General features: G+C 56.7%; 28 protein-coding genes. 22 read left to right on the forward strand and 6 right to left on the reverse strand.

Annotated elements, in window-relative coordinates; all coding sequences use genetic code 11:
- Window positions 1–142: 142 nt before the first annotated feature.
- The 4 genes from HMPREF1207_RS16995 to HMPREF1207_RS17010 form a co-directional block, all read right to left on the reverse strand.
- Entirely contained in the window at window positions 143–688 is a 546-nt protein-coding gene (locus HMPREF1207_RS16995) for a chromate transporter (RefSeq protein ID WP_269212178.1), read from the reverse strand.
- Window positions 688–1,311: a chromate transporter gene (locus HMPREF1207_RS17000; protein WP_009672135.1), complete on the reverse strand. Its 624-nt coding sequence runs from the start codon at window positions 1,309–1,311 to the stop codon at window positions 688–690. The genes HMPREF1207_RS16995 and HMPREF1207_RS17000 overlap by 1 nt, the downstream gene beginning before the upstream one ends.
- 1 nt (window position 1,312) lies before the next feature.
- Entirely contained in the window at window positions 1,313–1,795 is a 483-nt protein-coding gene (locus HMPREF1207_RS17005) for an Lrp/AsnC family transcriptional regulator (RefSeq protein WP_009672074.1), read from the reverse strand.
- Between the two features lie 495 nt (window positions 1,796–2,290).
- Window positions 2,291–4,480: a peptidase domain-containing ABC transporter gene (locus HMPREF1207_RS17010; RefSeq protein ID WP_016423833.1), complete on the reverse strand. Its 2,190-nt coding sequence runs from the start codon at window positions 4,478–4,480 to the stop codon at window positions 2,291–2,293.
- A gap of 181 nt (window positions 4,481–4,661) precedes the next feature.
- Here HMPREF1207_RS17010 and HMPREF1207_RS17015 point away from each other — a divergent pair, with 181 nt between their 5' ends.
- The 3 genes from HMPREF1207_RS17015 (at window position 4,662) to HMPREF1207_RS17025 (ending at window position 8,138) form a co-directional block, all read left to right on the forward strand.
- Window positions 4,662–4,883 carry a bacteriocin-type signal sequence gene (locus HMPREF1207_RS17015; protein WP_009672156.1) on the forward strand — a complete coding sequence of 74 codons (222 nt, stop codon included), beginning with the start codon at window positions 4,662–4,664 and terminating at the stop codon, window positions 4,881–4,883.
- Between the two features lie 102 nt (window positions 4,884–4,985).
- The gene (locus HMPREF1207_RS17020; protein ID WP_009672235.1) at window positions 4,986–6,506 is read left to right on the forward strand and encodes a glycosyltransferase family 2 protein; all 1,521 of its coding nucleotides are present in this window, start codon (window positions 4,986–4,988) and stop codon (window positions 6,504–6,506) included.
- A gap of 180 nt (window positions 6,507–6,686) precedes the next feature.
- On the forward strand, window positions 6,687–8,138 hold the full coding sequence (locus tag HMPREF1207_RS17025) for an amidase family protein (RefSeq protein ID WP_009672181.1): 1,452 nt from the start codon (window positions 6,687–6,689) through the stop codon (window positions 8,136–8,138).
- Between the two features lie 223 nt (window positions 8,139–8,361).
- Here the strand turns inward: HMPREF1207_RS17025 and HMPREF1207_RS17030 are convergent, their stop codons facing one another.
- Both HMPREF1207_RS17030 and HMPREF1207_RS17035 read right to left on the reverse strand, forming a co-directional pair.
- The gene (locus HMPREF1207_RS17030) at window positions 8,362–9,456 is read right to left on the reverse strand and encodes a tetratricopeptide repeat-containing glycosyltransferase family 2 protein (protein WP_009672269.1); all 1,095 of its coding nucleotides are present in this window, start codon (window positions 9,454–9,456) and stop codon (window positions 8,362–8,364) included.
- 383 nt (window positions 9,457–9,839) lie between these two features.
- Window positions 9,840–10,571 (reverse strand): FadR/GntR family transcriptional regulator, encoded by a 732-nt coding sequence (locus HMPREF1207_RS17035; protein WP_009672214.1) that lies wholly within the window; start codon window positions 10,569–10,571, stop codon window positions 9,840–9,842.
- Between the two features lie 204 nt (window positions 10,572–10,775).
- Here HMPREF1207_RS17035 and HMPREF1207_RS17040 point away from each other — a divergent pair, with 204 nt between their 5' ends.
- The 19 genes from HMPREF1207_RS17040 to HMPREF1207_RS17125 all read left to right on the forward strand — a co-directional run bounded on the left by HMPREF1207_RS17040 (window position 10,776) and on the right by HMPREF1207_RS17125 (window position 25,815).
- The gene (locus HMPREF1207_RS17040) at window positions 10,776–12,191 is read left to right on the forward strand and encodes an FAD-linked oxidase C-terminal domain-containing protein (protein WP_009672147.1); all 1,416 of its coding nucleotides are present in this window, start codon (window positions 10,776–10,778) and stop codon (window positions 12,189–12,191) included.
- Window positions 12,184–13,869, forward strand: a complete 1,686-nt coding sequence (locus tag HMPREF1207_RS17045; protein ID WP_009672058.1) for a (Fe-S)-binding protein — start codon at window positions 12,184–12,186, stop codon at window positions 13,867–13,869. The genes HMPREF1207_RS17040 and HMPREF1207_RS17045 overlap by 8 nt, the downstream gene beginning before the upstream one ends.
- Window positions 13,870–14,041: 172 nt before the next feature.
- Window positions 14,042–14,254 carry a helix-turn-helix domain-containing protein gene (locus HMPREF1207_RS17050; RefSeq protein WP_016423834.1) on the forward strand — a complete coding sequence of 71 codons (213 nt, stop codon included), beginning with the start codon at window positions 14,042–14,044 and terminating at the stop codon, window positions 14,252–14,254.
- Between the two features lie 205 nt (window positions 14,255–14,459).
- Window positions 14,460–14,696, forward strand: coding sequence for a hypothetical protein (locus tag HMPREF1207_RS17055; RefSeq protein ID WP_009672204.1), 237 nt, complete (start codon window positions 14,460–14,462; stop codon window positions 14,694–14,696).
- A gap of 329 nt (window positions 14,697–15,025) precedes the next feature.
- Window positions 15,026–16,372, forward strand: a complete 1,347-nt coding sequence (locus tag HMPREF1207_RS17060; RefSeq protein ID WP_009672033.1) for a glycosyl hydrolase family 8 — start codon at window positions 15,026–15,028, stop codon at window positions 16,370–16,372.
- Window positions 16,373–16,522: 150 nt separating this feature from the next.
- The gene (locus HMPREF1207_RS17065; protein WP_009672065.1) at window positions 16,523–17,020 is read left to right on the forward strand and encodes a DUF3221 domain-containing protein; all 498 of its coding nucleotides are present in this window, start codon (window positions 16,523–16,525) and stop codon (window positions 17,018–17,020) included.
- Window positions 17,021–17,036: 16 nt separating this feature from the next.
- On the forward strand, window positions 17,037–17,591 hold the full coding sequence (locus HMPREF1207_RS17070; RefSeq protein WP_009672171.1) for a VanZ family protein: 555 nt from the start codon (window positions 17,037–17,039) through the stop codon (window positions 17,589–17,591).
- Between the two features lie 110 nt (window positions 17,592–17,701).
- Window positions 17,702–17,968 (forward strand): excalibur calcium-binding domain-containing protein, encoded by a 267-nt coding sequence (locus HMPREF1207_RS17075; RefSeq protein ID WP_009672248.1) that lies wholly within the window; start codon window positions 17,702–17,704, stop codon window positions 17,966–17,968.
- A 248-nt stretch (window positions 17,969–18,216) separates the two neighbouring features.
- The gene (locus HMPREF1207_RS17080; protein ID WP_009672190.1) at window positions 18,217–18,576 is read left to right on the forward strand and encodes a hypothetical protein; all 360 of its coding nucleotides are present in this window, start codon (window positions 18,217–18,219) and stop codon (window positions 18,574–18,576) included.
- A 140-nt stretch (window positions 18,577–18,716) separates the two neighbouring features.
- The gene (locus HMPREF1207_RS17085; RefSeq protein ID WP_009672080.1) at window positions 18,717–19,181 is read left to right on the forward strand and encodes a MarR family winged helix-turn-helix transcriptional regulator; all 465 of its coding nucleotides are present in this window, start codon (window positions 18,717–18,719) and stop codon (window positions 19,179–19,181) included.
- Window positions 19,182–19,268: 87 nt separating this feature from the next.
- Window positions 19,269–20,000, forward strand: coding sequence for a pirin family protein (locus HMPREF1207_RS17090; protein ID WP_009672250.1), 732 nt, complete (start codon window positions 19,269–19,271; stop codon window positions 19,998–20,000).
- Window positions 20,001–20,129: 129 nt separating this feature from the next.
- Entirely contained in the window at window positions 20,130–20,756 is a 627-nt protein-coding gene (locus HMPREF1207_RS17095) for a nitroreductase family protein (protein WP_009672049.1), read from the forward strand.
- A gap of 64 nt (window positions 20,757–20,820) precedes the next feature.
- Window positions 20,821–21,771 carry a ring-cleaving dioxygenase gene (locus tag HMPREF1207_RS17100; protein ID WP_009672242.1) on the forward strand — a complete coding sequence of 317 codons (951 nt, stop codon included), beginning with the start codon at window positions 20,821–20,823 and terminating at the stop codon, window positions 21,769–21,771.
- 2 nt (window positions 21,772–21,773) lie between these two features.
- A complete protein-coding gene (locus HMPREF1207_RS17105) occupies window positions 21,774–22,385 on the forward strand; it encodes an alpha/beta hydrolase (protein ID WP_170318609.1) in 612 nt (203 codons plus the stop codon).
- Window positions 22,386–22,539: 154 nt separating this feature from the next.
- Window positions 22,540–23,151, forward strand: coding sequence for a flavin reductase family protein (locus tag HMPREF1207_RS17110; RefSeq protein ID WP_009672124.1), 612 nt, complete (start codon window positions 22,540–22,542; stop codon window positions 23,149–23,151).
- Window positions 23,152–23,731: 580 nt separating this feature from the next.
- Window positions 23,732–23,908, forward strand: a complete 177-nt coding sequence (locus HMPREF1207_RS29870; RefSeq protein WP_170318607.1) for a hypothetical protein — start codon at window positions 23,732–23,734, stop codon at window positions 23,906–23,908.
- Between the two features lie 91 nt (window positions 23,909–23,999).
- Window positions 24,000–24,266 carry a hypothetical protein gene (locus tag HMPREF1207_RS17115; RefSeq protein ID WP_036740170.1) on the forward strand — a complete coding sequence of 89 codons (267 nt, stop codon included), beginning with the start codon at window positions 24,000–24,002 and terminating at the stop codon, window positions 24,264–24,266.
- Between the two features lie 38 nt (window positions 24,267–24,304).
- Complete coding sequence (locus tag HMPREF1207_RS17120) at window positions 24,305–25,051, forward strand: ABC transporter ATP-binding protein (protein ID WP_009672189.1); 747 nt, start codon at window positions 24,305–24,307, stop codon at window positions 25,049–25,051.
- Window positions 25,051–25,815, forward strand: coding sequence for an ABC transporter permease (locus HMPREF1207_RS17125; protein WP_009672192.1), 765 nt, complete (start codon window positions 25,051–25,053; stop codon window positions 25,813–25,815). The genes HMPREF1207_RS17120 and HMPREF1207_RS17125 overlap by 1 nt, the downstream gene beginning before the upstream one ends.
- The last annotated feature ends 46 nt before the right edge of the window (window positions 25,816–25,861 follow it).

The raw sequence follows: 25,861 nt of genomic DNA on the forward strand, positions 1-25,861 counted from the left end.
CGTTGTATCCGGAGCCGGACCCGGCTCTCGGCACGCAGGCAAGCATAAACGTAACCCCCGGTATAGAGAATACCGGGGGTTTTTGGTTTTGAAGCGTGCCGGCACCGATGGCGGCGGAGGGGATGGCGTTTTTCGGGCACTCTCAGATCCCGAAATGCCCGATCACCACGCCGCCGTAGACGAACGCGGCAATGATCACGAACGCCGGATGGATTTTGCGCCTTTGCATGGCCCAGTAGGCGACGGCGGCAATGCCGAGCGACTGCCAGATGCCGATGGATTGGATGGAGCCTTCCGCCATCTGCCAGGTCAGCACGACCATCATGACGGCGATGACGGGCTGGACGAGCAGCGTCATGCCTTTCACGACGGAGGACTGCCGGTGCTTCTGAAGCAGCTTCAGAAGCACGATCAGAGCGACCGCCGAAGGAACGACAGTCGCGGCTATGGCGACGGCCAGCCCGAACCAGCCGGCGGCGTCGTAGCCGACGTAAGCGGCGATCTTCGTCGCGATCGGCCCGGGCAGCGTGTTGCCCAGCGCAAGGATGTTGGAGAACTGGCGGTCGTCCGCCCAGTGATAATGCGTGACAACCTCCTGATACACGAGGGGAATGGAGGAGGGCCCTCCTCCGTAACCGAGGACGTTGGCGACGAAAAAACCGATGAACAGGTTCAGCCATTCTTCCATCATGAACCGTCCTCTTTTCCGTCATCCGGTGTGCCGCTTTTGCCCAGCTTGCCCCGCAGCCGGCGGACGGCTTTGTAATGAAACGCGCCGTAGGCCAGGAAAGCGATGATCACAATCGCCGCGTGGATATGGATGACCTCAAGCATCACCAGCGACAGCGCGAAAAATCCGAAGCCCGCCGGCTTGCCGAGCCCTTTGACGGCCCGTTCGGCGAACTCGTAGGCCATCAGGCCGATCATCACGGCCACGACCGGGACGACGGCGGCGATCATCCCTTGCACGACGGTTGAGCTGCTCAAGTAGCCGACCACGGAAAGCAGCGCGATCATCGCCACCGACGAAGGCAGAATATGCGCGATGACGGCGACGATAGCGCCGGGTGTGCCTTTCTGCCGGTAGCCGAGATAGGCGGCGATCTTCGTCGCGATCGGACCCGGGAGGGCGTTGGCGAGCGCCAGAATTTCGCCGAACTCCTCGTCTTCCATCCAGCCGTAATGATTGACGGCCTCATAGCGGATCAGCGGAATGACGGACGGACCTCCGCCGTAGCCGAGAATGCCGGTTTTGACCATTGCCGAGGTCAGTTCGTAGTAGGGCTTTCGCCCGCGGGAAGCCTGTTCCATCTTACAACCTCATTCCCATGCGGCTTTTGAACCGGGTAATCAGCACCTGGCAGTCCACACTCGTAATGCCCGGCAGCGGGTACAGCTTTTCTTTGAGGAACAGCTCCATCTCCTGATGATTCGTAAAAAGCCCATGCATATGCAGCTTGCTCGGACCCGTCATGTGATAGAGACTCGTCACCGAAGGCTCTTCCGCCAGCCGGTCGGCCACTTGGTGCAGAAACTTGGGCTCTACCTCCACGTTAAAAAAAGCGGAGACCCCGATCCCGATTTTCTCGGGATTGATGACCGCGGTAAATCTTTCGATTACTCCCGTATCCATCAGAGCTTGTATCCGTCCCTGGACGGCCACACGCGATAACCCGATATCTTTGGCCAGGTCGGTATAGGAAATGCGGCCGTTGGCGTTCAAGGCCCGGATAATTTTGCGGTCGGTTTCGTCGATTCCCACGGATTTGGTTCCCGGCGGCTCTTGGGTGTTCATTTTCGGATTGCCTCCTTTTATTTCTATTCGTTAACATATTGTCGGATAAAAAAGTGAAAATATTTCGTTATGTAAGAATATATACGTATTTTCTTTCGTTTTCAAATTATTTTACGGAAAATTGTGGCGTCCGCATGGAAATAAGCCGGTTTATTCCCGGCACGACGGAGCTTCCGGGTTCGGAAATTTCGGGTACGGAGCTCTTGGGTCCGGAAATCCGGCATCTCGTTCCGGCCCCTGGAGTTATGCTTTGACCATTCCGGAGCGGACGAGGAGCTTCCTCTTAGCCCTCTTGCGGGTATTGAAGAAGGGGGCGTGAGGCTGCGGAGGATAGAGAAGAACAAGCCGCCGTCCGGTTAGTTTGACCGGAAAGAGGCCGCCGCATGAAAGGGCAGGCCGAAAAGACCCGACCGAAAAGAGCTGACCTAAAAGAGCCGACCGAAAAGACCCGACCGAAAAGACCCGGCAGCAAAACCGGGTCTCCCGCGCTCTTTCTTACAAAGCGGCCTGCGCTTCCGCAAACTGGCTGTTCCACAAAGCGCTGTAAGCGCCGCCCCGCCGCATAAGCTCGTCATGGCTGCCGGCCTCGACGATACGGCCTTTGTCCATGACGCAGATCCTGTCGCAGTGCCGCACTCCGCTCAGTCGGTGAGAGATCATCACTGTCGTGATGCCGAGGCCGGCGACCAGCGAGGTAACGGCCTTCTCCGTCACGGCGTCCAGGCTGCTTGTCGCTTCGTCCATCAGAAGCAGGTGGGGCTTCTTCATGAGCGCCCTCGCTACCGAAAGCCGCTGGCGCTGGCCTCCCGACAAGTTGGAGCCGTTCTCCTCCAGCACCGTCTCGTAATGCTGGGGAAGCGAGGCGATAAAATCGTGAATTTGCGCCTGCTTGCAGACTTCCGCAACTTCTTCCAGGGATGGCTTGGGATCGAGTCCCAGACACAAGTTGTCGTAAACCGTGCCGTGGTAGAAAAACGTTTCCTGCGGCACATACGCGATCCGGCTGCGAAGGACACCGGCGGGAATATCGCGCAGATCGTGTCCGTTGATCTCGATGCTTCCCTGCTCGGCTTCGAAAAATTTCATCATCAGCTTCAGGAGGCTCGTTTTGCCGGAGCCGCTCGGTCCGACCAGAGCCGTCGAGGAACCCTCGCGTATCGTGAGATTTATATCGTCTAAGGTAAGGGGCCTGCTTCCGTAGCGGTAAGAGAGATGGCGGATCAGCAGATCTCCCCGCAGGTCCAAGGCGTCCCTGGAGACGGCAGCTTCATCCGGCGAAAGCTCTTTTTCCGCCGCCAGATCCATATATTCACCCAGCCTGGAAGCGGCGACATAAGCCGACTGGAGTACGGGCTGAAGGTCGATCAGCCGCTGAAGCGGGCTTAGAAAATAGGCCAGGAGCACGTTAAAGGTAATGAGCTGGCCGGCCGTGATCTCCCCTTCCAGCACCTGACGGGCGCCGATCCACAGCAGGACGACTCCGCTGATAAGCTGGAGGGCCGTTTTCAACGCCGACTGGACGTTGTTCATCAGACCGTACTTAAACGCCGTAGCCAGAAAAGCTTCGTATTTCGCCCTTGCGGTCTCTTTTACCTCCCTTTGTGCGGTGGAGGCTTTGACGGTCTCGATGCCTTTAATGGATTCGATGACATAGGAAGTCAGCTCGGCATTCTCGTTCATCATCTTCCTGTTATACCGGTCAAAAAATCCGCGGAAGCCTCCCATAATCAACACATACACCGGGACGAGCAGCAGCGTAAGGCCGAAGAGGAGCGGATTCTGGTTATAAAGGACGGCAGCCGCTATCAGCAGCGTCAGGGAATCGACCGCGATATGAAGAGAGGCTTCGGAGAGCGCGTCTCGGACGTTGGAGGCGTCGGTCAGTCTGGAGGTGATTTCCCCTGTTTTGCGCGAACTGAAAAAGCTCATCGGCAGCGAAATGACGTGATTGTAATATTGAAGCACAAGACCGCGGTCGATCCGCTGGGCGAGATACAGGAACAGATGATTTCTCGCGAAGTCAAGCAGGGTCTGGACCGCATAGAGGACAATAATGCCGACCGAAACGAGCGTGAGCGTGCCTTGCAGCTTTTCGGCCATAATCGTATCGAGCAGAATTTGAAAATAAAAAGCGCCGGCCATGCCGATCGCCGTTACGAGAAGCGAGGCGGCAAGAATCGGCAGGAGAAGCTTCCGGTTGCTGCGGAGCAGGGGGAAGAAACGCTTCGCAGCGCCCGTCACCCGGCTGCCGGGTTCGAAGCTTTCGCCGGGCGTCAGCAGAATAAGCACGCCGGTCCACAGGTTCAGGAATTCTTCTGTTTTGTATGTCCGCATTCCTTCGGCCGGATCGGCTGCAAGGACCTTATCCCCGGTAATCTTGTATATCACGATATAATGCTGAACTTCTTTGTCGATCACATGCGCGATAGCCGGAAGTTCGAACCCGGCGAACAGAGCCGGGGCGTCGCCTTTTAACGCTTCGGCGGTGAAGCCGAGCTTCTCGGCCCCCTGCACGATGCCGTAGGCGTTCGTCCCCGTATGATCCGTGCCGCAAGCTTCGCGGATCAGGGAGAGCGGCATTTTCAGGCCGTAATAACGGGCCACGGCAGCCAGGCAGGCGGGGGCGCAATCTTTCCGGTCGTGCTGCCGGATACAAACCGGTTTTCGGCTCAAGCTCAACATCATCACGCCTTCCTACAGCAGGTTATTACCTTTAAATAACCCGTTAGAGAGAGATTAATAACAAGTTTTAATAGTTAAAATCGCTAAATGAATGGATAATATATCCAAATCACGATTAAATTTTGGAGCTCCGGGTTAAATAAAGTCGAGGTTATTCAACCTACTTCGGAAAGGAGAACTTACAATGAAAACACTCAAAAGTAACCACTCTTTCACCAAGCTGGATGAAACCGAAATGATGAATGTCAACGGCGGCGACTGGAGAGACCATGCGCGCTGGACGGCTGACTTCCTGCGGGGCCTCTTCTCTAATCCGCTCGGCTGCGGACTCGGCGATGTGACCGGAGGCAACAGCAAACCGGCCAAGGGCTGCTCGCCTTATCCGGCCAAAAACAGCAATTGCTAATCAGGAAACGGGGCGGGGCCGGTTTAACCGGCCCTGTTTTCATTTCGATAGCCAGGGAAATAATAGAAGCGTAAGGGTTCAATAGCGCAGAGGGGTGAGTGGATGGTTAACGCGGATCGGGATTGGCTGAACAAGTACAGGTATAATCTCCCTTTCTTTGAAAACATACATAAGGAGCTGCTTCGTTCCGCGGAAGAGTCCCGGAACCCGGGGCCGGAGCAAGCATTCGGAGAGGCACGCGCCCAAGCGGAGCCGGGGACGCCGCTCCCGTCCTCCGAGTCTGTCCACTCCGCGCAACCGTTAAGCGCGGACGGACGAATGGAGAACCTGCTCCGCCGGGTCGAAGAGCGGATTACCCTGCTGGAAAAGGTGCGGGAATGCTCGGATGAGCTGGTCTCGCTCATCGGAGAAGAGCCGTCCGGCATGCGGGAAGAAATAGCGGCGCTGAGCGGCAGCGAATACGGAGAGCTGCTCGAGGATCTGCTCCGGTCCGGCCGGGCGTCGATATCAGTCGTCATTCCCGTCTTCAATGAAGAACGGTGCATCGCGCGCTGTCTGGACAGTGTGCAGGGGGTGGCCGACGAGATTATCGTCCTCGATACGGGCTCGACGGACGGCACGGTCGACGTGATCTGCAGCGGCTATCCCCACGTCCGGATCGAGTTAACGGAGTGGAAGGACGATTTTGCCGAAATCCGCAACCGGCTGAACGGCTTGGCGACCGGAGACTGGATCTTCCACGTGGATGCGGACGAAGCTTTGATCGGCGACGGGGCGGAGCTTAGAGCTTTTTTGCGGCTGTTCTATGATTGTCCGGCCGAGGCGCTTGTCGTCTCGCCCGGAATCGTCAATCACGACGGTCAGGAGTTGACGCTGACCCGCAGAATTTACCGCCGGGAAGACGGGCTTCGCTACTACGGCGTCATTCATGAGGACCTCCGGAGGGAGATGGACGAAAGAGGCGGGGATCTGCGGCATCTTATGACGAGTTTCACGCTATCCCACGACGGGTACGAGCCGAAGGTGATCCAGGCGAAGAACAAGCACGAGCGGAATATCCGGCTGGAAGAGCAGATGGTGGCGAGAGAGCCGGATAACATCCGGTGGCATTATTTTCTGGCGCGAGAGAAGCAGGAAGCGGGATATCCCGACCATGAAGTCGTGGAGGGAATCCGCAAAGGACTCCGGCTCAGAGGAACGCGTACCGAGCCGGACCATTTTCATCTGCGCAGCCTGCTGCTACTGGCCGGTATACTGGACAGACAGCCTCAATATAACGAGCCGCTGAATGCCCTGGCGGAGGAAATCAACGCACTTTATCCCGATTGCACCGACGGGCTGTACTATCTGCTTCTGCATGAGTATACGGATGGAACGGGGAATCTGGTGACCCGGGCCGAATCGGGGCTGAACCAGTTGAAACAACTGGAGCATCCGTATTCCCTGCTGCATCCCAGAAGCGATCATGTCACGCGGCTGATCGGGGAGATATTTATGGCGGCCGGGCAGTACAAGCGGGCGTTCCATCTCTACTCCCTGATCTCCGACGAAAGAATCCTCCAAGACCTCCGGGAGAGGCTGGGCGGCCTTCAGGAGGAGATAGCCGCATTTTTGGAAGGATGATACGAACAGCCGTATAAAAAAGGGTTCTGCGCCGAGGTCAAGCTGCCGGCACGGAGGCCTTTTTTTCTATAACGAATCTTACTCTTGTAGGTAGGCTCCCCCCTCTGGGATAATGGAATTATGAGGAGTACCGGGAAACAGACGGAGCTTATCTTACGATGAAAAAGAGAGGGGAACCGCATGATGGTTATATTTGCGGAAGCAACCATTGCCGGGCTGCAGCATGCCATGGAGCAGGGAGAATGCACATCGTTCCAACTGGTCCGGTATTATATGGAACGGATCGCGGCGTTCGATCAGCAGGGGCCCGGCATTAATTCAGTCCTGGAGCTGAATCCGGACGCCCTGCATCTGGCGGAGGCGGCAGACGCCCAAAGGCGGCTCGGACAAGTCCGCGGACCGCTCCACGGCATTCCCGTCTTGCTCAAGGACAACATTCAGACGGCGGATAACATGCATACTAGCGCGGGTTCCATTGCGCTCAAGGATCATTATGCCGGGGAAGACGCCTTCCTTGTCAAAAAGCTGAGGGAAGCCGGTGCGATCATCCTCGGCAAAGCGAACATGACGGAGTGGGCCAATTTCATGGCCGATGATATGATTTCCGGTTACAGCTCCCGCGGAGGCCAGGTGCTGAACCCGTACGGAGCGGATCTGTACGCCGGCGGATCGAGCACGGGAAGCGGCGCCTCCGTCGCTATCGACGTCACGACGGTTGCCGTCGGAACCGAGACGTCGGGCTCCATTCTCAGCCCGGCGATCCACAACTCCGTCGTCGGCATCAAGCCGACGCTGGGCCGCATTTCGCGAAGCGGGATCATTCCGCTCGCGCACAGCCAGGACACCGCCGGACCGATGGCCCGGACGGTGGCGGACGCCGCCGCGCTGCTTGGCGTGCTCTGCGGGTACGACCCGCAGGATGCGGCGACAGGCAGCGCGGCCGGCTTGGAAGAGCCCGATTTTACCGTCCATCTGGACAAGAACGGCTTGAAGGGCGCGCGGATCGGCGTTCCGCGCAGCGAGCACCTGGACCCGCTCACGGACGAAGAGCGGGAGCTTTTCGAAAGCCTGCTGGATGAAATCCGGGGGGCGGGCGCGGTCATCGTCGATCCGGTGGAAATTCCTTCGCTGGAAGAGCTGTCCGGTCACTGTTCGAAGGTGTTCTACTACGAGTTTAAGGCGGGTATCAACGCGTATCTGGGCAGGCTTCCTGACGGACTGCCGGTGCATACGCTGGAGGAGCTGATCGCCTTTAACGAGGCTCACGCGGACGAAGCGCTGAAGTACGGGCAGCAGGTGCTGATCCGGTCGGAAGCCACTTCGGGCAAGCTGACCGAACCCGAGTATCTGCTTCACCGGCTGGCCGATCTGCGCTTGTCCCGGACGGAAGGGATCGACTGCGCGATGCAGAGGCATCAGCTCGATGCGCTGCTGTTCCCGAACACGGCGGGCGACGAGATCGCGGCCAAAGCCGGTTATCCTTCGATCGCGGTGCCGGGCGGGTACTTGCGGAGCGGGATGCCTTTCGGCGTGATGTTCACGGGGGGAGCTTTCGCGGAGCCCGTGCTCATCAAGCTGGCTTACGCCTTCGAGCAGCTTCGCCCGCGCAGGAAGCCGCCGGTGCTGGGTTAGCGTCAGCGGAGGAGGAGACCGCCGGAGCCCGGCCGACCGGTTCGGGCGGTTCATGTTATCAAAAAACCGGAGGGCTGATCGCCTTCAGGCGGTGCCGTACCGCGCCGGGAACTCATCGCGGGTATGAAAAGACCCCGCTGAGCCCAATAAACTGCCGGGCTTCCGGCCGCGCGAAGCTCCCAGCGCGGTACTCGGCGAATAATGCAAACAAAACCCCCGCGGGTTAATCCGCGGGGGTTCCTTCTTTTCCGGCCAGCACGCCTTCGAGATAAATCTTGTTGGCTAGAGCTTGGCGGTCGCCGGGACGGTACTCCAGCACCGTCTCGTTGTGCCGGTGCGCCAGCTCGTGCTCGCCGAGCCGGTCGTAGCAGACGCACAGCTGCAGATGCGGGAGCCAGGTCGAGCAAGCGACATGAGTCAGCGCCCACGAATCGGTATGCTTGCCCGCCTGCAAAGCGGCCTCGTACCAGTAGGCGGCAGTGCGGCAGTCCTTTTTTCGTAAAAAGACGTAACCCAGCCGGCAGCAAAATTCAGCGCGGGGGCTTGCGTAGAGGAATGAGCGGAACACGCTGTCCAGCTCCCGCTTCTCGTCCCCGAGCGCATGGAAACAGTCCGCGAGCCTGCCGCATGCGGAGATGTTGTCCTCGATCCAGCCGTTCCCCGTCCCGAGAAACTCCTGGTAATAATGGATGGCCCGGTTATACATCCGGTGGTCTTTCAATTCATTGGCGAAATAAAACAAGTCCCTCGGCGAGAACGTTTCTCCCTGGGCCAGCCGGTTTTCGTAAATGCGCAAATTGCGGCCGCTGTCGTGGTGCAGAGCCCGGTGGGTGACGGCGATATCCGTCGTCCGGACACTCCCGCGGACTTCCAGATATTCGTGCACGGGCCCGTGCCAGAGAAAGCCGCAGCTTCTCTTGACGAGGCGGTTGCGCCGGATGCTGGCGGATACTTGGCCGAATTCGTCAAAAGCGAGGTTGTAAACCATATTAACCGCGTCAACGGAAGGTTCCAGGGTTTTCTTGAGCGCGGCGAGTTTGATCCGGTCCGGTTCCTCGAATACGTCGTCCGCGTCCAGCCAGAGGATGTACTCTTTTTCGGCCAGGCTGAACGAATAATTGCGGGCGGCGGCAAAATCGTCGATCCACCGGAAATGATGGACCCGGTCCGTATACTCCCGCACGATGGGGACCGTCCGGTCCGTGGAGCCCGTATCCACGATGACGATCTCGTCCACGAGATCCGCCACGGACGCAAGACAGCGCCCGATATGGTCTTCTTCGTTCTTCACGATCATGCAAAGGCTGATGGTAGGCACGACAATCCCTCCCGAAGGTTGCTTGTAGCATCCTATTCAGCTTGCGGAAGGGTGTGACGGGCTGTCCGCCTGCCGGGGCACGCGCTGCCGCCGGGCGGAGAGAACCCGCGGGTGCGAAGTGAGCCGTGACAGGCTGCGGACGGGACTTGAACCTGTGGCTTTCGGGTTAGGAGCGTGACGAGCTGCCGGCCGTGACGTACATAATCCGATGAAAAATCGTGAATTGCGGGCAAGGTCGTCGGGCAGCTAAAAGGCTGGACGACACGAGCCGGCAACCTGCCTGCACCGTAGTCGCGTGACGATCGCGAAGAGGGTTTGCCTTGCAAGCGAGTAACTGCATGCTCAACAAGAAAGCGGCGCAAGGGCGCCGTCCAGCCGTGACGTTACCGGGACGTAACATCGGCGCCTTTCTCCCCGAGCACCTGCTCCACTTTGGTGATGTGCTGCTCCATTCGCGCCGAGGCTTCTTGCGGCTGCCGGGAGCGGATGGCGTCGAAAATGGCCTGATGCTCGCGCAGCAGGCGCTCCGCCGATGAACGCTCGGCGTAAAACCAGAGCGCTCGCGTGTCTTTCATGCTGTCGTGCAGCTTCTGCGAAAGCGACGCCATCAGATCGGCCAGCACGGGATTGTGCGTGGCGGCGGCGATCTGTTCATGGAAGCGAACATCCGCCTGCTCGCTCAGCGCTTCGTCGCCGAGATGCTCCTCCATGCTGCGGAGGGTGCCCGAGAGCGCGGCGAGATCGGCCTCCGTCCGGCTGCCGGCGGCAAGAGAGGCGCAGCCGGTCTCCAGCACCCGCCGGACCTCGAGGATGTGCCGCAGCGATTCGGCCCGGCCGACCCATTCCGGGCGCAGCAGGCCCGGGTGCGGGGGCTCGGAGGGAAGCGCCTTGACGAAGGTGCCGCCGCCCTGCCGGATATCGAGCAGGCCCATGGCCTTGAGGACGCTCAGCGCTTCGCGAATCGTGGAACGGCCCACGCCGTACTGTGCGGCAAGGTCCACGACGGAAGAGAGGCGGTCGCCGACGGCGAGCCGTCCTTCCTCCAACTGCTTCCGGAGATCGTTCAACACCCATTCATGACTTTTAAGCGGCCGTCCGTTCGTATTTACATCCATCTGTTAAGCCCCCGTATTAAAAATTTTATTTTCCGGCTTCCGGTTGATTTATTTTAGTGTATACTTAATTGTAAAGAAAGTCATCAGATGACCTGATCTATTAATGAAATTTACTTCAACTTTTAAATGGCTTCATTAAAAGCAGTCGTATGGAAATGAAGACGTTTTCAGGAGCAGACCGATTTTATAAAAGGGGTGCTGAATTTGCTGAACGAACAAGTCAGACAAAAATTGATCGCCATTGCGGGCGCGGAAGGGTTCAAAGACGATCCCCAGTCGCTCGTGACCCATTCCTACGATGGGACGCCGATGCTCCAGTCGCTGCCCGACGGCGTCATTTATCCGGCAGATACCGCGCAGGTGTCGGCCATTATGAAGGTGCTGAGCGAACACCGGGTACCGATTATCAGCCGCGGATCGGGTACGAATTTGTGCGGGGGAACCGTGCCTGTGCAGGGCGGGGTTGTGATGGTGATGCACCGGATGAACCGCATTCTGGAGGTCGATCTGGAAAATTTAACGGCGGTCGTACAGCCGGGCTTGAATACGAAACAGTTTATCACTCATGTGGAGTCTTTGGGACTTTTTTACCCGCCGGACCCGAGTTCCATGTCGATCTCCACGATCGGCGGCAACATTGCCGAGTGCTCGGGCGGGCTGCGCGGGCTGAAATACGGGACAACGAAGGATTACGTTATCGGTCTGGAGGCTGTGCTTCCGAGCGGGGAAATTATCCGCACCGGCGGTAAGCTGATGAAAGACGTGGCCGGGTATGACCTTACGAAGCTGCTCGTCGGATCGGAAGGAACGCTGGCCGTCATTACGGAAGCGACCTTGAAGCTCATTCCGCCGCCGAAGGCGAAAAAGACGATGCTGGCGATGTACAAAGATTTGTACGGCGCGGCGCGCACCGTTTCGAAAATTATCGAGAACCGGATCATCCCGGCCACGCTTGAATTTCTCGACAATCCGACCATCCGGGTGGTCGATGATTTCGCCAAGCTGGGGCTGCCTCTCGATATGGAAGCGATTCTGCTGATCGAGCAGGATGGCGATCCCGCCACGGTGGAGCGGGATATCGAGATGATCGAGAACATCTGCCGCGGCGAAAACGCGGACCGCATCGCCGTCGCGGCGGACGAAGAGGAAGCGCTGAAGCTGCTGACGGCAAGGCGCAGCGCCTTTACCGCGCTTGCAAGGCTGCGTCCGACGACGATCTTGGAGGATGCGACCGTGCCCCGCTCCAAAATCGCCGACATGGTGATGGAGATTAACCGGATCGCCAAGAAGCATGACGTAACCATCTGCACGTTCGGCCATGCGGGCGACGGAAACCTTCACCCGACGGCGACGACGGACGCGCGCGATCCGGAGGAGGTTCACCGGGTGGAGGCCGCTTTCGAGGAAATCTTTGAAGCGGCAATCCGGCTCGGGGGAACGATTACCGGGGAACACGGAGTCGGTCTCGTCAAAGCCCCTTTCCTGGAGTGGAAGGTAGGCGCGGCGGGCATTGAGGTCATGAAGGGGATCAAGCAGGCGTTCGATCCGCTTAATCTGCTCAATCCCGGCAAAGTTTTCGCCAAAGAATCACGTAAAAGGGTGGTGATCGACCGTGGCTGAGAAAGCAGCATGCACCACGAGCAATCCGCTGGCACAAAAGCTGAAGCTCCGCCTGGACGAGGACCAGTTGACGAACTGCATGCGCTGCGGCTTCTGCCTGCCGGCCTGCCCGACGTTCCGCGAAACGGGCATCGAGGCGGAGTCCCCGCGCGGCCGCATCGCGCTCATGAAGGCGGTCGCGGACGGGATTATGGCGCCGGACGCCGCCTTCGAAGAGCAGATGAACCACTGCCTCGGCTGCCGGGCCTGTGAGCCGGCCTGCCCCGCTGACGTGAAGTACGGGCAGCTTATCGAGCAGGCGCGCGATGCGATCGAGGATCACACGGACAGTCACCGCGGCTGGGTGAAGCTTGCCCGCCGCACGGCGTTTAAGGCGGTATTCCCGAAGCAGAACCGGATGAAGCTGCTGGGCGGCGCGCTGGGATTCTATCAGCGTTCGGGGCTGCAGAAAATTACGCGGGGCAGCGGCATCATGAAGCTGTTCCCTGACCACATGAGAGAAATGGAACAGATTTTGCCGGAGTCGTCCTCGCGGGGCGTGATCGAGCGGATCGGCGGCCGTCATGCGGCTGTCGGGGCCAAGATCGCGACCGTCGGGCTTTTCCGCGGCTGCCTGATGGACGTGATGTTCACGGAAACGAACGTCCATACGGTTGAGCTGCTGACGCAAGCGGGCTTCGAAGTGGTCATCCCCGACACGCAGAACTGCTGCGGCGCGCTTCACGCGCACAGCGGCGAGGCGGACGGGGCACGCTCGCTGGCCCGCGGCAACATCCGCGCCTTCCGGGAAGCCGGCGTGGATTATATCGTCTCCAACGCGGGCGGCTGCGGAGCCATCCTGACGGAGTACGACCATCTGCTGCATGAGGACGCCCAGTGGAAGGACGACGCGGCGTGGTTTGCCGCCCGCGTTAAGGATGTCAGCGACCTGCTCGTCAATTTCGGCCGGGTGCCGAAATTCGCCGAGCAGGGCTGGGCTATCGCGGCGGGCGGCCTGGGTGCTGCCGCGGCGGGAGCCTGCGCCGCCGGAGCGAGTGCGGCGCAGGCTGCAACCACGGCGAGGCAGGCGGGAGCCTCTGCCGCCTTTGCGGGCACGCCTGCAAAGGCAGCGGCCGAAGCCGACGCACCAGGCGCCGCTGGAGCTGAGCCGGGCGGTCCGGCATCCGCCGGAGGCGGCACGACCGCCGCTCCGGCGGACATCGGCGCCGAGCTCGCGGCCATCGACGACGCGTCCGCGCAGGCGGAAACGGCGGCGGCCTGCACGGGCAGCGCGGACGCGCTTGCACAGGCGCAGCCGCCTGCGGGACTTGCCACGGCAGCGCCTTCCGTGCGCATCACGTACCAGGACTCCTGCCATCTGCGCAATGTGATGCGCTCTTCCGACGCTCCGCGCAAGCTTATGCGGCAGGTGGCGGGCGTCGAGTACGTGGAGATGTTCGAAGCCGACCGCTGCTGCGGATCAGCGGGCATCTATAATCTGACCCAGCCGGAAATGGCCAATCAGATATTGGATCACAAAATGGTCCATGCCAACGCCACGGATGCCCGCTATCTGCTGACGAGTAATCCCGGCTGCCTGCTTCAAATGAAGCTGGGCAACGAGCGTCACGGGGACGGCAGCATGAAGGTCATGCATGTCGTTGATTTTCTCCATGAGCGGCTGCTCGGGGACAGGTAAGGCCGTCTGCAATTTTTAAACCCTTCGCTTGTAAAGAAGGGTTTTTCTTTTTTTTCTACTGCGATTCGTTACCTGTTATCTTTGCCGAAATGCCGTCGGCACGCTTACTTATTAATGACGTGAATGATACAATGAACCCAACATCATGAATTACTGAGGGGAGAAATACAGGTTGGCATACACCCGCGGGAACTGCCGACTTAGGCTGCTGCTTCAAAGGGCCGGGATGAAACAGGCTGAATTGGCACGGAGGACGGGCTATTCGAGGCATCAAATCTCCAACTGGGTCAACGATCGGGAGAAGATGTCTTTCGATGCGGCCGCCACAGTCGCTTTCACTCTTGACTGCCATATGGAGGAGCTTTACGAATTCCATGAAGGATGAGCCTATGTCGGCTCTTCTCCGGTTATTTTGTATAGACATAACTATACAAATCGTGTATGATCAGAGTGTTATGAATCCCATTTATTGTAAAGTATCGGTGAATTAAGGCTTCATCTCAACCGGCATTTTTATGAAGGGTCAAACGGCTTGGCCCCTCAACCTCAACTTTACCAAAATAGATTTGAAAACTGGAGGCTTGAAAGAATTGGAGAAAGCGTTTCAAGTGTGTGTCCTGCTTTTTAATCAAGCTAATGAATATCAGCTAACGGCAAAACTCTACGATTCCCTGGGATATAAAGGACAAGCCAAAAGGTACGCTCATAAAGCGGAAGCGTTTAATGAATCGGCTTATATCGTCCGGAGTTGTTTAGGGATCTCCTTTACGGATGTGATCGAAGCCGTATCTGCCGCCGAAGCTTGCCCGGAAAATAAGGAAAGTTAAAAACATAACAAATATTTACAAAAGAATCATATAACGATTTCTAAAATATGGTTGACAAGGAAATTGAAAGCGCTTATAGTTTTACTTAAGATCAAAACGCCGCAGCTGCCGCATTACTCTGAAAATCGCAATTTCGTTCACGAATTTGTTGGGTCAGGTAAGGACAGCTGTTTTTTTACGGCCAAAAGTTAAAGCGCTTTAACTTTTATGTACCGGACTGTGGAGTGTGGTCTGGCCGATGCGTGCCGGGAGGTGGTGGCCCGCGCGAAAGGGCGGGGATGTTGCTGGTCCGATTCATACGCAGTGCAAATCAGAGAGGAGAATGAACGATGAAGAAAACATTACTGGGATTCACCGCATCCGCTTGTTTGTTATGCAGTCTGGTGGCCGCTCCGGTTATGGCGGGAGCTCAAGGTATACCGGCCGCATCCGCTTCGGAAGATACCCTGGTACAAAGTCAGGCTGTTAACGCAGTCGCGGCAGCCGCCCTAAAACCGTTCCCTCAGCATGTCTCGTATACGTCCGGCACGATCAAACCGAACAATTATACCCAGGCCCAGCTCGATCAGCAGGTCAAAACGAAATATGACGAATGGAAATCGAGATACCTCGTCAAGCATCCGAAGATTTCAAACCAGTACTACGTATTTTATAATAAAGAAAAAATCGTAACGAAACCGAAGGACGTTGTTTCCTGCTCGGAAGGCCACGGATACGGCATGCTGATCACCGCCTATATGGCGGGTCACGATGCCGACGCCCAGACGTATTTCGACGGGCTTTACCGCTTCTATAAAGCTCACCCGAGTTCGATCGATCCGGCTCTGATGGCGTGGCAGCAGGCGAAGGATTCGTCGGGCAACATCGTGGACACCTCGGGCAGCGACGCGGCTACGGACGGCGATATGGATATCGCGTACGCGCTGCTGCTTGCCGACAAGCAGTGGGGCAGCTCGGGAACGGTCAACTACAAGAGCGAAGCCGTGAAAATTATCAATGCCATCATGAAGCGTGAAGTGCACGCGAAGTATTTCCATCTCAAGATGGGCGATTGGGCCTCCGACAGCGATCCCGAATACGGTCCGGGCACACGCGCGTCCGATTTTATGATGAATCATCTTAAGGCGTTTAAGGCCGCCACGGGCAATGCCAACTGGGATAAAGTGTCGGACACGACTTACAACGTGATCAATACGGTGTTCAAAAATAACTCCCCGAATACGGGGCTGCTTCCTGACTTCATCGTACGCAAATCGGACGGCACTTACGCGCCGGCGCCGGAAGGTTATCTGGAGGAGCCGACCGATAACGACTACAGCTGGAACTCCTGCCGGACGCCTTGGCGGATCGCGACGGACTACCTCATAAGCGGGGATACCCGGGCGCTAAGCCAGGTCCGCAAAATGAACAGCTGGATCCAGTCCGCAACCGGAGGCAACCCGGCCAAGATCGCTTCGGGCTACGAGCTCAGCGGCAAGGTGATCGAAGCGGATCACGCGATCGCGTTCACCGCGCCTTTTGCCGTCAGTGCGATGGTGGATTCGTCCAACCAGGCGTGGCTGAACAAGGTGTGGAGCGACATCGTGAACTCGCCGACCTCCGACAGCTATTATTACGACAACAGCATCCGCGTCCTCAGCATGATTATGGTATCCGGCAACTGGTGGACGCCTTAAACGATCGAAGTAAGATGCCCGTTTCCGGGCATCTTTTTTTTTTATCCGTTTTTTCAGTAGGGGAGAATATCCGACGGAAAAGAAACTTTTTGTGAGAAAACGAAGTCTGTAAGGATGTGGAAATAAGTGAACAAATAAGGAGGGCCGTGTATGCTCCGAAACATCCTTCTAGTTATTTTCTTGCTTGGCTGCTTGCCGGGATGTATAGAAAGTCCGGAACAGTCAAAAGGGACTTTTATCGGATATGTGGTGCAAAAGGACACGAAGGCGAATCGGGCGCTGCTTGTGAGCGATACGGAAAGTGGCTTATTAGGTAACGAAAAAGTTTATGATGCGGATTGGATAGCGGGAATTGCGGATCAGGTTAACGTAGGTGAGAAAGTTACGGTTGAAACTATAGGAGTTATCATGACGTCCTATCCGGGACAAACAAGCGGAACCTTCCTCTCTAAGGAAAAACCGGGGAAGCCTGAAGGCGCGGTTCTGGAGCCTGAGGAGGTGCTGCGAAGGGCATTTCATCAGGAAGAGACCCGTATCCCGACTGTGAAGAAGATCTCTCTGGACAACGAAAAGAAAGTTTGGCATGTGACTTTGTATGACAATATCTTATTTAAGGATATCGAGGTTGTTGTCCAAGATCGGGAATAGTTTGGAGGAAGTTTGTATGCAATGGGATTTTGACGCTTCGACTGCAGTGCTGGCTCTCCTTGTGCTGATCGTTTTACTCGTTCGGCTGAAAACCAAGCATAACCGGAGCTATTTATATTTGCTTCTTTATGCTATTTTTTATCTTTATATCGTGAATGTAATCCGCTACACCCTTTTTCCGGTGCCCTTGTTTATTCAAGAGGATAGCATGTTCCGGCTCTCTTACGACCTTAATCCGACCGGCTTCATCCGCTGGGACGACGCGCAAATTTACAACAATATTTTGCTTTCGGTTCCGTTCGGGTTCGGGCTGCCTTTTCTCCGGAAGGTGAGTTTTAAACGTATGCTTCTGGCTGGAGTCATGTTCGGCTTGGCAATCGAGGGCGCCCAGTTGGTTCTTTCCCTGCTTATCCGTGCCGGATACCGGACTGTAGATGTGAACGATGTGCTGCTGAATTTTATCGGCGTTATGGTCGGGTACGGATGTTACCGTTTGTTTGCGGCCATAGTCCGCGGGATCAGTCGGGATAAGAAGAGAGGGCTCGCGGCTTTGCTGGACACCGCCGTATAAACTTTATGAAACTTTTAGCTAACAAGGCTCAAAACGTATTGGAAACGGTAACCTAACCCTTTATGATAGGTTTGTAACGTGAAAATTTCGTTCATAAGGGGATAACGAGGATGAAGAAAAAATTAGCGGCGGTACTTGCGGCAGCTTTGTTTGTGGCCCTGCCTCTCGGTTTGAGCGATCACGCGGCGGCGAAAGCGGCCAAGACTTACAAAAATTGCACCGAACTCAACAAAGACTATAAAGGCGGTGTCGCCCGTTCGGATTCAACCAAGAATAAAGGCGGCAAAACCAAGTACAAGCCTTACGCTTCAAAAGAACTCTACGACGCGAACAAGAAGCTCGACCGGGACAAAGACCAGATTGCCTGCGAGCGCTGATGAAGTGGAACCTTTCCGCCGGGAAGGGTTCTTTTTTATTGGATACGAGCCGGTCTTACGGTAAATGCGAATTAGTGCACGAAATCGCTCGCAAACGAATATCTGGTTAAGAATTCTTCAGCTTGCCGCCGGGGCGGCACAATTCGGTGCTATTTGGAGTACGCGTCCCGCTCTCTGTCCAAAACGCCCCGGAATAGGGTAAAATCAGAGAGACAACCGGTAAAGCCGGAAGAACGGGGGACCCGATTTTGAAAGTAGAAATGGATCTTTACAACGATTGGATTGAAACGGTGAAGGAAATATTCCGCGGTTCGGGAGCGCCTCTGCCGCAGGATTGGAGTGCCGAAGAGGTCGGCCGCGAGTATTACCTCCAGACTTCGTCGTCCGAAGAGGAAGCGGAGGAGCGCCGGAAGGCAAACGAGCAGAGGCTGACGGATATGCAGCGGACGCTGCTGGACAATATGGAGACGGTGGTCGTGCCCGATATCCGCGAAAAAACGGGCTATGGCGGCAGTCAATTCCGCTTCCGCTGGATTTATTCGCAAGGGGAGCATATCGTGGAAGAATGCTCGCAGTACCGCATCCCGCTGGGGCCTTCGCCGGAGTAGGCGCCTGTGTTATTTATGCAGGCAAAAAAGTTCCGGACCCATATTCCGAATGTGCTTGACACCTCTTTCGAAGAGGTGTATATTTATCTTAAATTAAAGATATTTAAATTTGAGATATCAACGGAACGGCGGTGAACCGCATGCAAGAACAGGACAGCACTTTGGTAAATGAAGAAACCGACTTGGCGCTTAAATTGTTTGTCGTCCTTTCGAAAGCTCAGAAGGTCATTATGGATCGCTCGGTCAAAGATATGAAAAGACACGGCTTGTCTCCTTCGGAGTTCGCCATACTGGAGCTTTTGTACCATAAAGGAAAATTTCCGCTTCAGCAGATCGGAGACAAAATTTTGGTGACCAGCGGAAGCATCACCTACAATATCGACAAGCTGGAGAAGAAAGAACTTCTGAGACGCGTCTCGTGTCCGAGTGACCGCCGGGTGACTTATGCGGAGATTACGGAGCAGGGTACGGCGCTGTTTAACGATATTTTTCCCGAGCATGCCGAGGTTGTAAAAGCGAGCATGGGCGGATTGACGGCCGAAGAGAAGAAGCTGGCGATCGGATTGATCAAAAAGCTGGGCACGGCGGCTCAAAAGCAGAGCTGAAAAATTTTTTGGCAACTATCTTAAAATTAAGATAATCAAATTTAAGATTTCATGTGGAGATAATTTGGATGAGGGGGAGCGGTTCTCATGATCAAAGTACATGGAGCGCTGGCGCGCATTACGAGAAATCACGGCTGGCTGTATACGAGCCACAGTTTTTCATTCGGCGGATATTTCGATCCGGGCAATACGGAATTCGGGCCGCTGAGGGTGTTCAATGATGACCGGGTGCAGCCGTTGACGGGCTTCGGTTTCCATAAGCACGAGGAAATGGAGATTGTGACGGTGGTGCTCCGGGGAGAGCTTCAGCACGAAGACACGCTGGGCAACAAAACCGTCATGCGTGCGGGAGAGGTCCAACGGATGACCGCAGGGACCGGCATCGAGCATTCCGAGACGAATCCTTCGGCTTCGGAAGAAGTGGAGCTGCTCCAGCTCTGGTTTACCCCGGCTGAGGAAGGGCTGGCCCCTTCCTATGAGCAGGCTTCCTACGACCTGGGCACCCGGCGCAACGAATGGGTCCCCGTCGTAACGGGGAGGCAGCGGGAAACCGCCGAAGGTGCTGACGGTGGCGGGGTGAAGCCGGCCCGCATTCATCAGGATCTGACGCTCTACCTGGCCGAGCTGGAGCCGGGACATACGCTGACTTTCAGCCAGAAGCCGGGAAGACGGATGTACGTCTTCGTCATCGAAGGCTCCGCCGCGGCGGACGGCGCTTACAAGCTCTCCCGCAGGGACGCGGCGCGCATTACGGAGCAGGAGGGGCTCGACCTGCATACGGAGACGGGAGCCCGTCTCATGCTGATCGACCTGCCGTAAGGATTTTTTGTCCGACACGATACCCGCAAAATAAGTCCCGGCGCGACCGACATACATTTCCCGCAAGCATCCGCTTGACGGTTGATATAGACGCAAACCTACCCCTGCCGAAATAGAGGAGAGATTTTCATGAATGATTTCGAAACGGTATTAAAAGAACGCAGATCGGCCACCAAATTCGTTCAAGGTGTCGAGCTGCCGGATCAGGAACTGGATGCGATTTTCAGCCTGGTCAAATATACGCCGTCGGCTTTTAATTTGCAGCACGCGCATTACGTGGTCGTGAAAGATCCCGCGGTAAAGGAGCGGGTGTATGAGGCCGCTAACAAGCAATACAAGGTAAAAATGGCGTCGGCGGCGATTCTGGTGCTCGGTCATAGGGACGCCCATCACGAGGCCGGTAAGATCAACGAAGGGCTGCTGAATCTGGGCGTGATCACCAAGCAGGAATATGATCAGACGATCCAAGCGGTCACGGCGTTCTACGAGGATAGAGGCGAAGCGTTCAAACACGACGAAGCGATCCGCAACGCGAGCTTGTCGGCGATGACCTTCATGCTGGCCGCCAAAGACAGAGGGTGGGACACCTGCCCGATGATCGGTTTCGATCCGGACGCGATGCGCGAGGCGCTGAACATCCCGGACCGGTATGTACCGGCCCTGCTCATTACGATAGGCAAGGAAGACGTTTCCGGCCAAAGGCCGCGCGGCTACCGCAAGCCGGTCGGCGAATTCGTAAGCAGGGACTCATTCTGAGAAGCTCCCGACTAATTTTCTCCTGTAAAGCCAACCTATATTAAAACCGAAGAGGTGCTGAATCATGACGAAAAAAACAGCAGGCATTCATCATATAACCGCTTTTGTAAAAGACGCGCAGGCGAACGTTGATTTTTACGCGGGTGTGCTCGGTCTTAGACTCGTGAAAAAAACGATCAACTTCGACGCGCCGGAAGTGTATCATCTGTATTTTGGAAATGAATCGGGAAGCCCGGGCACGGCTATTACATTCTTCCCTTGGGCAACGTCGCGCAAAGGCCGCATCGGGGGCGGTCAGGTCGGCATCGTGACCTTTGCGGTTCCGCAGGGAGCGCTGCCTTTCTGGAAAGAGCGGCTGCAGAAGCTGGATATTCCTTACCGGGAGACGAAGCGTTTCTCGGAAACGTATATCCAATTCCAGGATAAAGACGGCCTGGAGCTTGAGCTGGTGGAACGGGCGGAAGGGACGGAAAGCAAATGGTCGTTCGGGGGCGTGCTTGCCGACAAAGCGATCAAGGGCTTCGGCGGCGCAGTGCTGTACAGCCTGAACCCGGAAAGTACGATGCACACCGTTGAGCATGTCATGGGGCTGACAAGAACCGCCGAGGAAGAGGGCCTGGTCCGTTTCGTATCGGAAGGCGACATCGGCAACGTGGTGGATATCAAAAAGGACGTGGTGCCTCAAGGCGCCGGCGGAGCAGGCACGGTCCATCATATCGCATGGCGGGCCAAAGACTTCGAAGACCACGAGGACTGGAGAGATCATGTCCAGACGAACGGATTCGAGCCTACGCCGGTAATCGACCGCCAGTATTTTAACGCGATTTACTTCCGTGAGGCGGGCGGAATCTTGTTCGAAATCGCGACGGATCCTCCGGGTTTCACGCGCGACGAACCGTTCGAGGCACTGGGCGAAGAGCTTGTGCTGCCTGAATGGTATGAACCTCACCGGGCGACTATTCAGAAGGGACTTCCTCCTATCGAAGTCCGTGTATTGGAGGCGGATAAACAATGACGATGAAACATGTATACCGCGAAGGAAGCAATCCGGCGGCGCCTGTCCTGGTCCTTTTCCACGGGACGGGAGGAACCGAGCATGATCTGCTTCCGCTGGCAGAGCGCATCTCGCCGGAATCTTCCGTGCTGAGTGTCAGGGGCAACGTGCTCGAAAACGGGATGCCGCGCTTTTTCCGCAGGCTGGCAGAGGGCATATTCGACGAAGAAGATCTCATATTCCGCACGGAGGAGCTCTACGCGTTTCTGAACGAAGCGGCTGAGCAGTACGGATTCGACCGGGGCAATCTCGTTGCCGTCGGCTACTCCAACGGGGCGAACATTGCGGGCAGCTTGCTTTTCCATTACAAGCAGGTTTTGAAAGGGGCGATCCTTCATCACCCGATGGTGCCCCGCAGAGGAATTGAGCTGCCGGATTCCGAGGATCTGCCCGTTTTTATCGGGGCGGGCAAGAACGATCCGCTCTGCACGCCGGGCGAGACGGAAGAGCTCAAGAATCTGCTGGAATCGGCGGGCGCCGAAGTGGACATTCACTGGGAGAATTACGGGCACCAGCTGACGGGATCGGAAGTCAATGCCGCAGCACAGTGGTTTGCGGATCATTTTAAGGGCTGAGGCTGCGTGCGAGGCACGGGTATCCAACGGATCAGGGTCGCGGCGTAACCGAAGAATCCTGCAGGGCGGGAAGCGCCGCCTAATGGAACTGCCTCGCCGGAGTCACAGTACCCAGCCCCAGAAGCAGAGGCGGGCGGGAAAGGAGAGAGCGAATATGATTGAGATCGATCCAGAAAGCCAGAGCGAACGCGAGACGTATAAGCTGCTGATCGGGAGCATTATTCCCCGGCCGGTCGCGTTCGTGACGACGCTGTCCAAAGAAGGCGTCGTCAACGCGGCGCCGTTCAGTTACTTCAACATCGTGGCGGCGAACCCGCCGTTGATTTCCGTCTCCGTCCAGCGGAAGAACGGAGAGCCGAAGGATACGGCGCGTAACGCACACGATCTGGGCGCGTTCGTCGTTCACATCAGCGATGAATCGTACATCGACGCGATCAATGCGACCGCGGCCGGGCTGCCGCCGGATGAGAGCGAGATCGAGCTTGCGGGACTTACGCTCGTCGAGAGCGGCAAAATCGCCGTGCCCGGCGTATCCGAAGCGAAGATCCGCATGGAGTGCGTGCTGGAGCGGTCCATCCCGCTCGGCGGCATCGAATCCGCGCCGGCGTGCGATTTGCTGATCGGTCGCGTGGTCCGCTTCCACATCGCCGACGAGCTGTACAGCGAAGGGCGCATCGACCCGGGCGCGCTCCGTCCGGTCAGCCGGCTCGCCGGCAGCAGCTACAGCAAGCTCGGCGAGATCTTCTCGCTGGAGCGGCCGGAGTGAGCGCGGGTGGTGACGGCAGACGGACGGCGGTAACGGCTAGGGGCGACAGCTGGCGGTGACAGGCGGCGGGTAACAGCCAAGTCGCCGCGGGCCGCTTTAGACGACCGGAGGAAATACCTCCGTTGGCTGCGACGCCCCGCTGCAAGCACGCTGGGAAGGGTACGTGGTGAGAAGTTAGAGCGGGTAAGTCTTTGGCGGAAAGCTCTGGCGGATATACGCTCTTTTGAAATAGAGCGCAGCAGGGACATTCGCCGGACGAAATCCTGTAGATGAAAGATTGACTTCCGCTCAGCCGGAGAGACAGTGATAGGAAAGATAAAAAGCTGCGGTCTTTGCCGGGAATACCGGAAAGGTCCGCAGCTTTTGTTTTGCGAGGGATTTACTTCGGGGTGAAAGGCCATTGTCATGTTTTCACCAAGTAACTCATGAAAATGGCTAACGCGTTGTTTACAGTTCTTTTGTGCGAACGCTCCTGCATTTTTACCTTTGATTTCCATGTTAATTATTAGTAATATTTAACAGTAATGACTACTAAAGATTACTACGATTTAAAATAAGTAAGTAAAACGGTGGTGATGCTGTGAAAACTCGCACCCAAAGAACACTTCTGGCCATTCCTTTTGTCCTTGCAGTCATTACGATTGCAACAAGACTTGATTTTTACTATGACTCAAACATGACTATTCGCTTTATTGCTGCATTCCTGGTAGCTTTCCCGGCTGGTTATTGGGCGGCTGGAGGAGCTAAAGAGGATTAGGTCAACACTCCATGCATTAGGGAATAAATAAAAGCCCCGTCCAATTGGATGGGGCTTTTATTTATATGTGGTCCATGAGGAGAGAGCCCTGTTGAATATTTCTTTGAATCTGCGCTCTTTTTTATTTTCATCCGGTCGAGTGGAGAAAGCGCAGATAACCGAATCAAAAAAAGCTGTGGTCTTTACCGGAAAAACCGGAAAGGAACCACAGTTGATGAGCCTCATCATTAACAGCCTATGTTTATTGAGGCGGATAATCAAGTTCAATTCGCCGCCGGCGATTTCACCGGAACGATTGCTTTCCCACCGTGTATTTTCGTCCGGTCCGTCCCGGGCTATAATGGGGGATAACGACTAGCGGATGCTTGAGGCGTTTGCGACAGGGAGTGTTACATAGTGGGTACGAGGCTGATTTTGCACGGTATTTCAAAAAAACGGCACGACCGCCCCTCCGATTATTTGTTCCGGGATATCTCGGGGGAAGTGGGAGAAGGGGAACGGGTTGCGGTGATCGGGACGTCGGGGCAGGGGAAAACGACGCTGCTCCGCATACTGGCCCGTCTCGACCGGCCGGACGAAGGGGAACTCCAGCTTCATGGCAAAAACTCGGACGGCTGGAAGCCGCAGGAGTGGCGTAAAAAAATATGCTACGTCGCCCAGCAGCCGGTTATGCTGCCGGGCAGCGTGGAGGAGAATTTACAGACGGTGAGCAGGCTGCACGGAACCCCGTTCGACCGCGCGCTCGCAGAGCGGTACATGGCTGCGCTCGGTCTGGAAGGTCTGGACTGGGCGAAGCAGGGCGGGGATTTGTCCGGCGGCGAAAAGCAGCGGACGGCTCTCGTCCGGGCTATGCTCCTTCAGCCGGACGTGATGCTCCTCGACGAGGTAACGGCGTCGCTCGATCCCGGCAGCAAGAGGGCGGCTGAACGCCTGCTCGTCGATTGGTCGCAAAGCGGCGGCACGTCGCTTGTCTGGATTACGCACGATCTGGAACAGGCGGCTCAAACGAGCGATTTCGTATGGTTTATGGACGAAGGGCGGCTAATGGAGTCGGCGCGGACCGGAGAATTCTTCGGGGGGCCTTCGACCGAGCAGGCGCGCCGCTTTATCTCGCGTCTGGACCGGGAAAGGGAGGCAGACTGATGTCCAATCTTGCGCTGGCCAGCACATTGGTGTTTGTGGCCGTGACGATTTTGCTGTCCATGAGGCAGAAGCTGGGGCTGGAGAAAGAAATTATCGTCGGCACGATACGTTCCGCCGTGCAGCTGTTGTTTGTCGGGTATGTGCTGCATATGGTGTTCGATGCCAAGAACCCGCTGTTTATGGTCTTGATCGTGGCGGCGATGATCGCGGTCGCTACCTGGAACGTGAGCAAGCGGGCCAAGGAGATTCCCGGCATCAAAACCAGGATCGCCCTGGCTTTGGCCTGCACGGAAGCCGTGACGATGTCTCTGCTCCTCGGTTTTGGCATCATCGAAGCGATTCCGCAGTTTATTATCCCGATCAGCGGGATTACCATCGGCAGTTCGATGATCGTGGCGGGTCTTTTTCTGAATGCGATGAAAAGGGAAATGGAAGCGGCCCGCGGAGAGATCGAAGCTCTGCTTGCCTTAGGCGCCACCGCGAAGCAGGCGATTCACGCGTCGATCAAGCGGTCGGTCCGCTCCGGCATGATTCCGACGATCGACGGCATGAAGACGACGGGACTCGTCCAGCTTCCCGGCATGATGACCGGTATGATTGCGGCCGGAGCCGACCCGGTGGAGGCGGTGCGCTATCAGATTCTGATCATGTTCGTGCTGTCTTCGGCCGCGGCGCTGACCGCCATGCTGCTCGGATTGCTGAGCGCGCCGCTGTGGTTTACGGGAGACGGGCGGCTGAGGGTGCCGGACGCGAAAAAGCTGTAGGGGGTAGTTCCGTCCTCTCCGCTGCTTCGGGTTTCTGCTTCCGGCT

This window comes from Paenibacillus sp. HGH0039 (assembly GCF_000411255.1).
Taxonomy (GTDB): Bacteria; Bacillota; Bacilli; order Paenibacillales; family NBRC-103111; genus Paenibacillus_F.

Coding starts and splice junctions, on each gene's coding strand:
- HMPREF1207_RS16995 (WP_269212178.1), bottom strand. CDS start 688: ATGGAAGAATGGCTGAACCTGTTCATCGGTTTTTTCGTCGCCAACGTC.
- HMPREF1207_RS17000 (WP_009672135.1), bottom strand. CDS start 1,311: ATGGAACAGGCTTCCCGCGGGCGAAAGCCCTACTACGAACTGACCTCG.
- HMPREF1207_RS17005 (WP_009672074.1), bottom strand. CDS start 1,795: ATGAACACCCAAGAGCCGCCGGGAACCAAATCCGTGGGAATCGACGAA.
- HMPREF1207_RS17010 (WP_016423833.1), bottom strand. CDS start 4,480: ATGATGTTGAGCTTGAGCCGAAAACCGGTTTGTATCCGGCAGCACGAC.
- HMPREF1207_RS17015 (WP_009672156.1), top strand. CDS start 4,662: ATGAAAACACTCAAAAGTAACCACTCTTTCACCAAGCTGGATGAAACC.
- HMPREF1207_RS17020 (WP_009672235.1), top strand. CDS start 4,986: ATGGTTAACGCGGATCGGGATTGGCTGAACAAGTACAGGTATAATCTC.
- HMPREF1207_RS17025 (WP_009672181.1), top strand. CDS start 6,687: ATGATGGTTATATTTGCGGAAGCAACCATTGCCGGGCTGCAGCATGCC.
- HMPREF1207_RS17035 (WP_009672214.1), bottom strand. CDS start 10,571: ATGGATGTAAATACGAACGGACGGCCGCTTAAAAGTCATGAATGGGTG.
- HMPREF1207_RS17060 (WP_009672033.1), top strand. CDS start 15,026: ATGAAGAAAACATTACTGGGATTCACCGCATCCGCTTGTTTGTTATGC.
- HMPREF1207_RS17065 (WP_009672065.1), top strand. CDS start 16,523: ATGCTCCGAAACATCCTTCTAGTTATTTTCTTGCTTGGCTGCTTGCCG.
- HMPREF1207_RS17070 (WP_009672171.1), top strand. CDS start 17,037: ATGCAATGGGATTTTGACGCTTCGACTGCAGTGCTGGCTCTCCTTGTG.
- HMPREF1207_RS17075 (WP_009672248.1), top strand. CDS start 17,702: ATGAAGAAAAAATTAGCGGCGGTACTTGCGGCAGCTTTGTTTGTGGCC.
- HMPREF1207_RS17085 (WP_009672080.1), top strand. CDS start 18,717: ATGCAAGAACAGGACAGCACTTTGGTAAATGAAGAAACCGACTTGGCG.
- HMPREF1207_RS17090 (WP_009672250.1), top strand. CDS start 19,269: ATGATCAAAGTACATGGAGCGCTGGCGCGCATTACGAGAAATCACGGC.
- HMPREF1207_RS17095 (WP_009672049.1), top strand. CDS start 20,130: ATGAATGATTTCGAAACGGTATTAAAAGAACGCAGATCGGCCACCAAA.
- HMPREF1207_RS17100 (WP_009672242.1), top strand. CDS start 20,821: ATGACGAAAAAAACAGCAGGCATTCATCATATAACCGCTTTTGTAAAA.
- HMPREF1207_RS17105 (WP_170318609.1), top strand. CDS start 21,774: ATGAAACATGTATACCGCGAAGGAAGCAATCCGGCGGCGCCTGTCCTG.
- HMPREF1207_RS17110 (WP_009672124.1), top strand. CDS start 22,540: ATGATTGAGATCGATCCAGAAAGCCAGAGCGAACGCGAGACGTATAAG.
- HMPREF1207_RS17125 (WP_009672192.1), top strand. CDS start 25,051: ATGTCCAATCTTGCGCTGGCCAGCACATTGGTGTTTGTGGCCGTGACG.